The organism is Pseudomonas sp. MF6396 (assembly GCF_002018915.1).
Taxonomy (GTDB): Bacteria; Pseudomonadota; Gammaproteobacteria; order Pseudomonadales; family Pseudomonadaceae; genus Aquipseudomonas; species Aquipseudomonas palmensis.
Genome location: NZ_MVOK01000004.1, coordinates 290032 through 302192, shown reverse-complemented (window position 1 = coordinate 302192; position 12161 = coordinate 290032). Strand labels below are relative to the sequence as shown.

11 protein-coding genes and 1 pseudogene are annotated in these 12161 nt (G+C 68.7%); 8 read left to right on the top strand and 4 right to left on the bottom strand.

From position 1 onward, the window contains the following. The 4 genes and pseudogenes from MF6396_RS06200 to cobG all read right to left on the bottom strand — a co-directional run. A pseudogene (locus MF6396_RS06200) lies at positions 1-320 on the bottom strand (cobalt-precorrin 5A hydrolase); the annotation flags it as partial. Then, positions 320-1051 carry a precorrin-2 C(20)-methyltransferase gene (locus MF6396_RS06195; protein ID WP_054916149.1) on the bottom strand — a complete coding sequence of 244 codons (732 nt, stop codon included), beginning with the start codon at positions 1049-1051 and terminating at the stop codon, positions 320-322. The gene MF6396_RS06195 and the pseudogene MF6396_RS06200, both read right to left, overlap by 1 nt. After that, positions 1051-1677, bottom strand: coding sequence for a precorrin-8X methylmutase (locus MF6396_RS06190; RefSeq protein ID WP_054916150.1), 627 nt, complete (start codon positions 1675-1677; stop codon positions 1051-1053). Before MF6396_RS06190 ends, MF6396_RS06195 begins: the two co-directional genes overlap by 1 nt. Continuing rightward, a complete protein-coding gene (gene cobG, locus MF6396_RS06185; protein ID WP_078479893.1) occupies positions 1670-3013 on the bottom strand; it encodes a precorrin-3B synthase in 1344 nt (447 codons plus the stop codon). The genes MF6396_RS06190 and cobG overlap by 8 nt, the downstream gene beginning before the upstream one ends. 101 nt (positions 3014-3114) lie before the next feature. On the opposite strand from cobG, the gene MF6396_RS06180 reads away from it, so the two are divergent. The 8 genes from MF6396_RS06180 (at position 3115) to MF6396_RS06145 (ending at position 12120) form a co-directional block, all read left to right on the top strand. Next, the gene (locus tag MF6396_RS06180; protein WP_043863474.1) at positions 3115-4326 is read left to right on the top strand and encodes a bifunctional cobalt-precorrin-7 (C(5))-methyltransferase/cobalt-precorrin-6B (C(15))-methyltransferase; all 1212 of its coding nucleotides are present in this window, start codon (positions 3115-3117) and stop codon (positions 4324-4326) included. Next, the gene (locus tag MF6396_RS06175) at positions 4319-5413 is read left to right on the top strand and encodes a cobalt-precorrin-5B (C(1))-methyltransferase (protein WP_043863475.1); all 1095 of its coding nucleotides are present in this window, start codon (positions 4319-4321) and stop codon (positions 5411-5413) included. The genes MF6396_RS06180 and MF6396_RS06175 overlap by 8 nt, the downstream gene beginning before the upstream one ends. Further along, positions 5410-6123, top strand: coding sequence for a cobalt-precorrin-6A reductase (locus MF6396_RS06170; protein ID WP_078479892.1), 714 nt, complete (start codon positions 5410-5412; stop codon positions 6121-6123). The genes MF6396_RS06175 and MF6396_RS06170 overlap by 4 nt, the downstream gene beginning before the upstream one ends. A 175-nt stretch (positions 6124-6298) precedes the next feature. Further along, the gene (locus MF6396_RS06165; protein WP_054916153.1) at positions 6299-6685 is read left to right on the top strand and encodes a DUF2946 domain-containing protein; all 387 of its coding nucleotides are present in this window, start codon (positions 6299-6301) and stop codon (positions 6683-6685) included. A gap of 47 nt (positions 6686-6732) precedes the next feature. Continuing rightward, entirely contained in the window at positions 6733-7203 is a 471-nt protein-coding gene (locus MF6396_RS06160) for a copper chaperone PCu(A)C (RefSeq protein ID WP_043863478.1), read from the top strand. Between the two features lie 20 nt (positions 7204-7223). After that, the gene (locus tag MF6396_RS06155; RefSeq protein WP_078479891.1) at positions 7224-7640 is read left to right on the top strand and encodes a DUF2946 domain-containing protein; all 417 of its coding nucleotides are present in this window, start codon (positions 7224-7226) and stop codon (positions 7638-7640) included. Positions 7641-7722: 82 nt separating this feature from the next. Further along, on the top strand, positions 7723-9783 hold the full coding sequence (locus tag MF6396_RS06150; protein WP_078479890.1) for a TonB-dependent copper receptor: 2061 nt from the start codon (positions 7723-7725) through the stop codon (positions 9781-9783). Positions 9784-9981: 198 nt separating this feature from the next. Further along, positions 9982-12120, top strand: coding sequence for a TonB-dependent receptor (locus tag MF6396_RS06145; protein ID WP_078479889.1), 2139 nt, complete (start codon positions 9982-9984; stop codon positions 12118-12120). Positions 12121-12161 lie beyond the last annotated feature (41 nt).

The window sequence follows — 12161 nt, the reverse complement described above, 5'->3', positions numbered from 1 at the left end:
CCGCCCAGCCCGCCCAGCAGCGGCACCACGGCGCTGCCGTCTTCGGCCACGGCCAGTACCGGCGGTTCGGCGCCCTTCTCCAGCAGCACGCTGGCCAGGCTGCGAATCACGATGCCGGCGGCGCACAGGGCAATGATCGGGGTGTCCTGCTGGTACAACTGGCGCAGGGTGGCGCCGAAGTCCTGGTAGCTGCGGTCCGTGCCCTCGACCCGCCCGGCCAGGCCGTGGATCAATGCATCGGGGTACAGCTGCTGGAGCCTGCGGGCAGTGGCCAGGCTGCCCTTGCCCAGGATCACGATGGCCGGTGCGTGAGATGTCATCACCCTTGCCACCGTTCACCCGGCACGATGATCAGCGAGAAGTATGGCGAGGACTGCGGGTCGACCGCATCCAGCGCCACGATCTTCTGGTTGGCCATGGTCGCGCGCTCCACGTACAGCGCTCGCTCGGCCAGGCCCAGTTCGGCCAGCACCTGGCGCACCTTGGGGAAATTGCGCCCCAGCTTCATGATCACCGCCGCGTCGGCATCGGCCAGGCGGCGCTTGAGCTCGTCGGCCGGCAGCACGCCCGACAGCACCGACAGGCTCTGGTTGCGATACACCAGCGGCGCGCCGAGTACCGAGGCGCCACCGAGCATCGAGCACACGCCGGGGATCACCTGGGCCTCGTAGCGCTCGGCCAGGCGGTCGTGCAGGTACATGTAGGAGCCATAGAAGAACGGGTCGCCTTCGCAGATCACCGCCACGTCGCGGCCGGCATCCAGGTGCGCGGCCACTTCCAGGCTGGCGCCGTCGTAGAAGTCGCTGATCACCTGCTCATACGACAGCGGCGCCGGCAGTGCCTCGGTGGTCACCGGGTACACCAGCGGCAGCAATGTCTGCGCCTGCTGCAGGTGCGCCTCGATGATGCCGAAGGCATTGCCGCGCTTGCCCTTGGCCACGAAGTACGCCACCACTGGCGCCTCGCGCAGCAGGCGCAGCGCCTTGACCGTGATCAGTTCGGGGTCGCCGGGGCCCACGCCCAGGCCAAGCAGTCGTCCGCGTGGCTGCATCATTCGACCTCCGTGGCCAGGGCATTGACTGCCGCTGCTGCCATCGCGCTGCCGCCCAGGCGGCCCTCGACGATCACGAACGGCACGCCACGGCTGTCGGCCGCGAGCATCGCCTTGGACTCGGCCGCGCCGACGAAACCGACCGGGAAGCCGAGGATCAGCGCAGGCTTCGGCGCCCCTGCATCGATCATCTCGAGCAGGTAGAACAATGCGGTCGGCGCATTGCCGATCACCACCACGCTGCCTTCCAGGTGCGGGCGCCACAGCTCCAGGGCCACCGCCGAGCGGGTGTTGCCCAGCTCCTTGGCCAGGCCCGGCACGCTGTCGTCGCGCAGGGTGCAGATCACCTCGTTGTTGGCCGGCAGGCGTGCACGGGTGATGCCTTCGGCGACCATGCGCGCATCGCACAGGATCGGCGCACCGTTGGCCAGCGCCTCGCGCCCGGCCTTGCCGGCGCCTTCGCTGAAGCGCAGCTTGTCGACCACCTCGACCATGCCGCAGGCATGGATGACCCGCACCGCGAGTTTTTCCAGGTCGGCCGGGATCCGCTCCAGGCGAGCCTCCTGGCGAATGATGGCGAAGGAGTTGCGGTAGATCTCCTGGCCGTCGCGGATGTAATCAATCATCGGGGTTGCTCCGTAGGCGGGCGTCGAGTTGCGCGCCCGCTTCTTTCAATGTCAGGTTGCGCCCGCCAGGGGCGCCCAGGCCCGGCTGCGCCGGGTCGTGAAAATACAGGTCGTAATGCCCGGGCCCGACCGCCAGCAGGGTGGCCGGTGCACGGTGGGCCAGCGCGCAGGAACGCGCGCAGCCGCTCAGGTGAATGCCGGCCACCGGGCCCGGCGCGCGCAGCAGCGCCGCCAGCTGCACGGCGTCGGCCTTGGTGTCGGCCAGGGCCTTGGCGCAGCCGGCCGAACCGGTGCAGGCCACCATGCGCGCCAGCGGCTGCGCCGGGTCGCACAGCAAGCCCAGCGCTGCCAGCCCGGCCAGTGCCAGCTCGGCGTCGGTGGCGGCAAGATTGGGCAGCAGCAGGCTTTGCCAGGGCGTCATGCGCAGGCTGGCGTCGCCCAGGCTGCTGGCCAGGTGCGCGGCGCCACGCAACTGCGCGGCGCTCAGGCGCCCCAGCGGTGCGGCGGCGCCCACCGCGACCCTGCCCGTCTGGCGCTGTGGGTAGACACCCAGATGGCGGGCCTGGTCACGTCGCGGCCGGCGCCAGCCCAGCACCGCGTGGTCGCGGCGCAGCGCCACGCCAATGCCCTGCACGAACGCCTCGCTGCCGCATTCGGCCAGCAACTGGCGCATGCGCGCCTGCTGCGCAGTGGCCAGGTCGAGAAACCGCTGCAACACCGCCAGCACCAGCGCGTGCCCAGCGGCCAGCGGCACCGCGCCCAGCGCACCCTCCTCGGCCGGGCAGCCGGCCAGGCCGAAGGCCAGCCACACCTCGCCGTCCAGGCGCAGTGCCGACAGCCACAGGTCGTGGGGGTGGGTGAGCATGGCCAGGTCTTCGCCAGCGTCCAGTTGCACGGCGAACTTGGCAGACAACTGATGAAAGCGCTCGCAGGTCTGCAGCGATTCGAGGATCTGCCCCGCCAGCGCCCGGCTGTCGAACAGCATGGCCGGGTCGAGACCGGCCGCCGGGCTGAGCATCAGGTTGCGCACATCGTCGCCCGCCGCCTGGCGCGGGCCCAGGCCGGCGTCGAGCAGGCATGCCACCAGCCCGGCGTGGTCGGCACCGATGCCGCGAATCTGCAGGTTGCTGCGGTTGGTTACCTCGATCACGCCGCCGGCAAAGCGCTCGGCGGCGTCGGCCACTGCGTGTGCCTGGGCCGCGCTCAGGGTGCCGGCGTCGAGCTTGATGCGTGAAATGCCGCCGTCCAGCGCCTGCACGATACGCCACAACCCCGGGCAGGCCGAGGGGCGAAGAGCTGGAGTGGGCAGGGGTTGCGGCAAGGGATCACCCGGCACTCGTCAAAAGGCGCTGGTAGCACAAAGGCGCGGTATTATGCCTGCTTTGTCCGTCGGCAGGCTAAGCCAGCCGGTCGGATAGGCAAGCGAAGAGGAACGGCATGGCGCCCTGGTTGACGGTAGTAGGTATTGGCGAAGACGGCTTCACGGGCCTGGGCAAACAGGCTCGGCATGCCCTGCTGCGAGCCACCAAGGTGTTCGGCAGCCCGCGCCAGCTGGCCCTGCTGCCCCACTGCTCGCGCGCCGAACGGGTCGCCTGGCCCAGCCCGTTTTCCCTGGCGCCACTGCTGGCCGAACGTGGCGAGCCGGTGTGCGTGCTGGCCAGCGGCGACCCGATGCTCTACGGCGTAGGCGCCAGCCTGGCGCGCCAGCTGCCGGCCGAGGCCATGCGGGTGCTGCCTGCACCGTCTTCCTACTCGCTGGCCGCCGCCCGCCTGGGGTGGCCCCTGCAGGACGTGGTCACGCTGTCGGTGGTAGCGCGCCCGGTCGCCGCCGTGGCCGCCCACCTGTACAGCGGCCAGCGCCTGCTGGTGCTGAGCAATGACCGCAGCAGCCCCGCCGCCCTGGCCGCCCTGTTGCGCGAGCGCGGCTTCGGCCCCAGCCACCTGAGCGTGCTGGAGCACCTGGGCGGCGCCGACGAACGGCGCATCGATGCCCGTGCCGATGGCTGGCAGGACGCCGACTTCGCCGACCTCAACCTGGTGGCCATCGACTGCCGGGCCGGCGCCGATGCACCACGCCTGTCGCCGCTGGCCGGCCTGCCCGATTCGGCCTTCGCGCACGACGGGCAGATCACCAAGCGCGACGTGCGCGCCATCACCCTCGCCCGCCTGGCCCCGCAGCCGGGCGAGCTGCTGTGGGACGTGGGCGCCGGCAGCGGCTCGATCGGCATCGAATGGATGCGCGCCCACCCCAGCTGCCGGGCGCTGGCCATCGAGGCCGACGCCGGCCGCCAGCAACTGATCGAACACAACCGCGACGCCCTGGGCGTGCCTGGCCTGCAACTGGTGCGCGGGCGCGCCCCGCAGGCGTTGCAGGGCCTGGAGCGGCCCCACGCGATCTTCATCGGTGGCGGCGTGACCCGCGAGGGCGTGCTGGACGAATGCTGGGCGCACCTGCGCCCCGGTGGCCGGCTGGTGGCCAATGCCGTGACCCTGCAGAGCGAGACCCTGCTGATGAGCTGGCGCGAACGTCATGGCGGCGAGCTCACCCGTATCCATGTGGCCCAGGCGCAGCCGCTGGGCGAGTTCGACACCTGGCGCCAGGCGCTGCCGATCACCCTGCTTGATGTGGTAAAGCCCCTCGATGCGTGACGAAACCGCAGAACAGCCGGCGCCGCTGCGCAGCGGCCTGACCACGGGCAGTTGCGCCACCGCCACCAGCCTGGCGGCGGCGCGCCTGCTGTTGAGCGGGCAATGCGACGACGCGGTGCAGATCACCCTGCCCAAGGGCAGACAGGTGCAGATGCGCCTGGAGTTCTGCCGGCTGGCCGGGCCAGGCGCCGAAGCCGGCACCCTCAAGGATGCCGGCGACGACCCCGACGTGACCCATGGCGCGCTGCTCTACAGCCAGGTGCGGCTGCTGGCCGAGCCGGGCGTGCGCTTTGTCGCCGGCATCGGCGTGGGCACCGTGACCCGCCCCGGGCTGGTGCTGGGGGTGGGCGAGCCGGCGATCAACCCGGTGCCGCGGCGCATGATGACCGAGCACCTGCAGCGTCTGGCCCTGGAGTGCGATTACGCGGGGGGCTTCGAGGTCACCGTGAACGTGCAGGACGGCGACAGCCTGGCCCTCAAGACCATGAACCCGCGCCTGGGCATCCTCGGCGGGCTGTCGATTCTGGGCACCAGCGGCATCGTGCGGCCGTTTTCCTGCGCGGCCTACATTGCCTCGATCCACCAGGGCATCGACGTGGCCAAGACCAATGGCTATGAACACATTGCCGCGTGTACCGGCAATGCCAGCGAAGACACCATGCGCCGGGTCTACGGCATTCCCGACATCGCCCTGATCGAGATGGGCGATTTTGTCGGCGCGGTGCTCAAGCACCTGCGCAAGGTGCCGGTTGGCAAGCTGAGCATCTGCGGCGGCTTCGGCAAGATCAGCAAACTGGCGGCCGGGCACATGGACCTGCACAGCCGGCATTCGAGCATCGACCTGCCGCAACTGGCTGGCTGGGCGGCGGCGGTGGGTGCCGACGCCGCGTTGCAGGCGGCGATCATCGGCGCCAACACCAGCCAACAGGCGTTGGCCCTGGCCAGTGCGGCGGGGGTCGGGCTGGGGGATGCGGTGTGCGAGCACGCGCTGGCTTTCGCCCGCAGCGTGGTGCCGGCGCAGGTACAGGTAGAGGTGTTCGCCATCGACCGCCAGGGCGGCATCGTCGGCCGGGCGGGTGTTCGATGAGCCGGCGCATCCTGTTGCTGGGCGGCGTGACCGAGGCGCTGTTGATAGCCCGTCAGCTGGGCCAGCAGCACGTCTACAGCCTGGCCGGTATCGGCCGGGTGCCCAGCGACCTGGCGTGCCAGGTGCGGGTGGGCGGCTATGGTGGGGCCGAGGGCCTGGCCGCTTACCTGCGGGCCGAAGGCATCGGTCTGGTGATCGACGCGACCCACCCGTATGCGGCGCAGATCAGCCGCAATGCGGCGCAGGCAGCGCGCCTGGCCGGGGTTGAATGCTGGGCGTTGCGGCGCCCGGCATGGCAGGCGCAGGCCGGTGACGACTGGCGGGAAGTGGCGGACTGGACGCAGTTGATCGAGGCATTGAAACCGTTTCGCCGGCCCTTGTTCACCCTGGGGCGCGAGCCGTTGCAGCACCTGCACGAGATACCCGCGCAGCAGTTCTGGACCTTGCGCGCGCTGGAGGCGTGCGAGGGGAATGCGCGATGCGAAGTGATCGGCGCGCGGGGGCCGTTTCGCCTGGAGGATGAACGGGCGTTGTTCGAGCGTTGCCGGGTGGATGTGCTGATCAGCAAGAACAGTGGCAGCGCCGCGACCGAGCCCAAGCTCGAAGTGGCGCGCGAGCGGGGTGTGCCGGTACTGATCCTGAAGCGGCCGGCGCTGGCGGGGGTGGATCGGGAGTTCGTGGGCGTCGCCGATGTGCTGGCGGCGCTTTGACGGGTGCACACAGCTCCAGAGTCGATCAAAAAAGGCTGACACAAGGTCAGGGGAAGGATAGATGCGCTGTCGACGCAGTTACCCCACCTGCGACACTCCATCACACCCCGGCTTTTTTACATATACTTCGACATCTGGCTAAATAGCCCCACTCGATTCCTGACCGGATCTCCCCATGCCCGCACACCGGCTCGCCTACGCCTGGATCGCCTGCTTCGCAGTGCTGTTCAATCTGCTGGCCATGCCGTTGTCCGCCGCCGCTGCAAAAGCCCAACCCGAACAACTGCTGTGGGGCACCTTCTGCTCCAGCGGCGTGACCAAGATGATCGCCATCTCGCTGAATGCCCCCGACGGCCAACAGCAGAACGACGACCACTCCACCATGCAGCACTGCTGGTGCTGCTCCGGCACTGCCCCGCTGCTGGCCCTGCCCGGCCACCCGCCACGGCTGGTGACGTCCGAGCACACCCTCAACACCCCGTCACCGCTACTCGCCAGCTACCACCCCACGCCACGCCAGCAATGGCCCGCGCTCAATCCCCGCGCCTCCCCCCAGGCCTGAGTTCACTACGCTACCAGTTGCGAACCTGACCCGAACGGAGATTGACCATGCTCAAGAACGCCCTGCTGCTGGCCGCCCTGCTGCTGCCCGCCACCTTTGCCAACGCCCATGAATACACCGTGGGCGACCTGCATATCGCCCACCCGTGGTCGCAGGAGCTGCCGCCCAACGCCCCCAACGTGGCCGCCTATTTCATCGTGCACAACAACGGCAAGAGCGCCGACCGCCTGCTCGGCGTCGACAGCCCGATCACCGACAACGCCGAACTGCACGAGCATGTGCACAAGGACGGCCTGATGAAGATGCAGCAGGTGCAGGGTGTCGACATCCCCGCCGGCGCCGACCTGGTGTTCGCCCCCGGCGCCTACCACGTGATGCTGATGCAGCCCAAGGACCGCAGCCTGCTCAGCGACGGCAAGCGCTTCCCGCTGACCCTGCATTTCCAGAAGGCCGGCAACATCACGGTCGAAGTGGCCGTGCAGAAACAGGCCCCCGAGGGCACCGCCCACAGCCATTGATTCGCTGACGGCTGCACGCCATGCGCCTGCCCTGCGGCAGGCTCGCCCGCCCCGCTGACCTCCAACGAGCACGCGGCAGCTGGCTGAGCCTGTTCGCCATGTTGATGATCTTCATCGGCCCACTGGTCTCCCAGTCGATGCCGATGGATCACCGTGCCTCCATGCCCGGCATGGACATGGCCATGGACTGCCACTCAGGCAGCCACGCCAGCAGCCCGGCCGACAACCCGGCAGCGCTGCACGTCATCTGGGAAAAGTGCGGCTACTGCAGCCTGTTCTTCCACTGCCCGGCGCTGCCGCAGACGCTCAGCCTGCTCGACACCGAGGCCGTCTCGCCCCACCCCACCCTGCGCGTCCAGCCGCGCCAGGGCCATGCGCGCCAGGCCATCTTCCCCGGCGCCCGCAGCCGCGCGCCACCTGCCCACATCGTCGTCTGAACCCACTTTGCATGCGCCCCAGGGCCCGGCTTGCTGCCGAGGCTCTTGCGCACCCTCACGACCACACGATGTTGGAAATACTATGTCCGGCTCTACCGTTACCCTGCGCCTGTCGCTGCAAGGCACCATCGCCCTGCTGTGCGGCACCCTGTTCAGCCACGTGGCCCTGGCCGCCGACAGCGGCCACGAAGGCCACGACCACACCGAACTGAGCCCCACGGTGATCACTGCCGTGGCGCCCAGCTCGCCGCTGACCATCGTCACCAACCCCAAGGACCCACGCCAGCCGGTACCGGCCAGCGACGGCGCCGACTACCTCAAGACCATCCCGGGCTTCTCGGCCATCCGCGCCGGTGGCACCAACGGCGACCCGGTGCTGCGCGGCATGTTCGGCTCGCGCCTGAACATCCTTACCAACGGCGGCGTGATGCTCGGCGCCTGCCCCAACCGCATGGACGCACCCACCTCGTACATCTCGCCGGAAACCTACGACCGCCTCACCGTAATCAAGGGCCCGCAGAGCGTGCAGTGGGGCCCCGGCGCCTCGGCCGGCACCATCCTCTTCGACCGCGAGCCCGAACAGTTCGGCGAGCTCGGCAGCCGCGTCAACGCAAGCCTGCTGGCCGGCTCCAACGGGCGCTTCGACAAGGTGCTGGATGCTGCGGCAGGCAACGCACAGGGCTATGCACGCTTTGTCGGCAACCAGTCGCGCTCCGACGACTACAAGGACGGCAACGGCGACACCGTGCCCTCGCGCTGGGACAAGTGGAACGGTGACGTGGCCGTGGGCTGGACCCCGGATGCCGACACCCTGCTCGAACTCACTGCCGGCAAGGGCGATGGCGAGGCGCGCTATGCCGGGCGCGGCATGGACGGTTCGCAGTTCAAGCGCGAAAGCCTGGGCCTGCGCTTTGAGAAATCCAACCTGGGCGGGGTGCTCGACAAGCTCGAAGCCCAGGTCTACTACAACTACGCCGACCACGTGATGGACAACTACAGCCTGCGCACCTCGCCCACCAGCGGCATGATGGCCGGACCGATGGTCAGCAACGTCGACCGCCGCACCCTCGGCGGGCGGCTCAAGGCCACCTGGCGCTGGGAGGACGTGACCCTGGTCAGCGGTGTCGATGCGCAGACCAACGAACATCGCCAGCGCGGCGGCATGGGCGTGGATGCGCACAAGGCCGAGCCCTGGACCAAGGACGCGGACTTTCACAACTACGGCGTGTTCGGCGAGCTGACCTGGGAAACCTCCAGCCAGGACCGCCTGGTCAGCGGCGCGCGCCTGGACCGCGCCTCGGCCAAGGATTTTCGTGAAGCCAGCGCCACCCGCGGCAACACCCGCGCCGACACCCTGCCCAGCGGGTTCGTGCGCTACGAGCACGACCTGCTCGACCTCCCGGCCACCACCTATGTGGGCCTGGGCCATGCCCAGCGCTTCCCCGACTACTGGGAGCTGTTCTCGCCCAAGTCGGGCCCGGCCGGCTCGCTCAATGCGTTCGACTCGATCAAGCCGGAGAAGACCACCCAGCTGGACGTGGGCATCCAGTACAAGACCGAGCAGCTCGAAGCCTGGGCCTCGGGCTATGTCGGCCAGGTGCGCGACTACATCCTGTTCGACTACCGTCCCGGCATGATGGGCATGCTCAGCTCCCAGGCGCAGAACATCGATGCCCGTATCATGGGCGGCGAGCTGGGCGCGGCCTATCAGTTCGCGCCCAACTGGAAAGCCGACGCCACCCTGGCCTACGCCTGGGGCAAGAACAGCAGCGATGGCAAGGCGCTGCCGCAGATGCCGCCGCTGGAAAGCCGCCTGGGCCTGACCTACAGCCGCGACGCCTGGAGCGCCGGTGCGCTGTGGCGCCTGGTCTCGGCGCAGAACCGCATCGCCGAGGGTTCCGGCAACGTGGTGGGCAAGGACTACGAGAAAAGCGCAGGCTTCGGCGTGTTCTCGCTCAACGGCGCCTACCGCGTGAGCAAGAACATCAAGCTCAGTGCCGGCGTCGACAACCTGTTCGACAAGGCCTACGCCGAGCACCTGAACCTGGCGGGCAATGCCGGCTTCGGCTACCCGGCCAGTGATCCGCAGGCGATCAACGAGCCAGGGCGTACCCTCTGGACCAAGGTCGACCTGAGCTTCTGATGCACCACACGGGCGCGGCCACTGGCCGTGCCCTCTGGCAGACCGGCGGCGCCAACCTGAGCCCTGCTCATGCAGCACATGAGCACGCTGCGCTACCGCCAATCGGCAAAATGTTACATTATACGCCCCGAAAAACACCCGCCTCGAACCCGGCGCACCGACGCGCCCGGGCCTTATGGACAAGCGATTTCCCTTCCGATGAACAAGTACCTGATCGGCTCCCTGAGCCTGCTGGCCGCGTGCGATTGCGCCCTGGCCAACACCCTGACCCTGCCTGCCGGCACCATCCCCGCCACGGCCGACGCCGAACAGCGGGTCCGCCTCGATACCCCGACCAGCGCCGGTTCGCGCCTGAACTTGAACGCCCTGCAAACCCCGGGCAGCGTCGAGAGCCTGAGCGGCGAGCAGGTACGCGCACGTGGCGATCGCAGCGTACAGGACGGCGTGTCGCGCAGTACCGGCATCAGCCGCACCGGCACCCCGGGCGATGGCGGCACCTCGCTGCAGGCCCGCGGCTTCACCGGGCAGAGCTCGGTGATGCAGCTGTTCGACGGCAACCGCATGTACACCGGCATGGGCACCGTGACCTTCCCGGTGGACACCTGGTCGGTGGAACGCATCGACGTTCTGCGCGGCCCGGCCTCGGTGCTGTATGGCGAAGGCGCCACCGGTGCGGTGGTCAACGTGGTGCCGAAAAAGCCCTTCGAGGGCGAGATCGTCAACCACCTGCGCCTGGGCTACGGCAGTCACGACAGCCAGCAGACCGCCCTCGACAGCGGCGGCTCGCTCACCGACAGCCTGAGCTACCGCCTGAACATCAACCAGCTGCGCAGCAACGGCTGGATCGACCACGGCGACTCCAGCAGCACCGCCATCAGCGCGGCGCTGCGCTGGCAGGCCAATGACGACCTGGCCTTCACCCTGGCGCACGACTATGGCGACCAGAAGCCGATGAACTACTTCGGCACGCCGCTGATCAACGGCCACCTGCGCGAGAGCCTGCGCGACAAGAACTACAACATCAGCAACGACAAGCAGCACTACAACGACCAGTGGACGCGCCTGACCACCGAGTGGCAGATCAGCGACAGCGTCAGTTCCACCAACGAGCTGTACTACCTCAAGGCCAACCGCCGCTGGCAGAACGCCGAGAACTACACCTGGGATGCGGCCAGCCAGCAACTGCTGCGCAGTGGCAACTTCGGCATCAAGCACCAGCAGGAGCAGGTGGGTGATCGCCAGACCTTCACCTTCAGGCACAGCCTGTTCGGCCTCGACAGCCAGACCCTGGTGGGCGCCGACTACAACCGCATCCGCTTCCAGCTCAACAGCAACGCGCCGTTCAACGACAGCATCGTCGGCGGCGAGCCGATCGACCTGCGCCACCCGCAGCGCAGCGGCTTTGCCAGCGATTCGGCGTACCGTCCGCAGTTCGACAGCCTGACCCACCAGTTCGCGCTGTTCGCCGAAAACCGCCTGCAGCTCACCGAGCGCCTGTCGCTGGTGACGGGCGTGCGCCGCGACGTGGTGCACCTGGACCGCAACGACCTGCGCAGCGAAGTGATCGGCAACACACGCAGTGACACCAGCCTGGACGGCAACAACTGGAAGGCCGGGCTGGTGTTCGCCCTCACCCCCGAAACGTCGCTGTATGCCCAGCACGCCACCAGCACCGATGGCGTTGGCGGCTTGATCTCGCTGAGCCCCGACCAGCAGCAGTACGGCCTGGCCAAGGCGCGCCAGACCGAGGTCGGGGTCAAGCAGCAGTTCTGGCAGCAGCGTGGCGAATGGACCCTGGCGGCATACCACATCGTCAAGAAGGACCTGCTCACCGACGACCCGTCGCAGATCGGCACCGGCCGGCAACTGCAGGTGGGCAAGCAGTCGTCCGACGGCATCGAGGCCAGCCTGGACCTGCAGCTGCCGCACGACTGGCAGGTACAGGCCAACGCCGCGTTCGTGCGTGCACGCTATGACGAATTCGAGCAGGAGGTGAACGGCGTGATGGTATCGCGGGCCGGCAACCGCCCCACCGACGTACCGGGGCGCACCGCCAACCTGTGGCTGAGCAAGGGCCTGACCGACAGCCTGCGCGCCGGCGCCGGGGTGCGCTATGTGGACGGGCGCTATGCCGACATGGGCAACACTACCCGGCTGCCGAGCTACACGGTGGTGGATGCCTCGGTGGCGTGGCAGGTGCTCAGCGATGCCACGCTGGGCCTGCAGTTGAACAACCTGTTCGACCGTCGGTACGCGCAAAGTCAGTACAATGACGGCCAGCAATGGATCCTGGGTGAGCCGCGCGCGTTCTTCGTGACGGCCGACTACACCTTCTGACCGCGTCGCCCCATTCGCCGGCAAGGCCGGCTCCTACACAC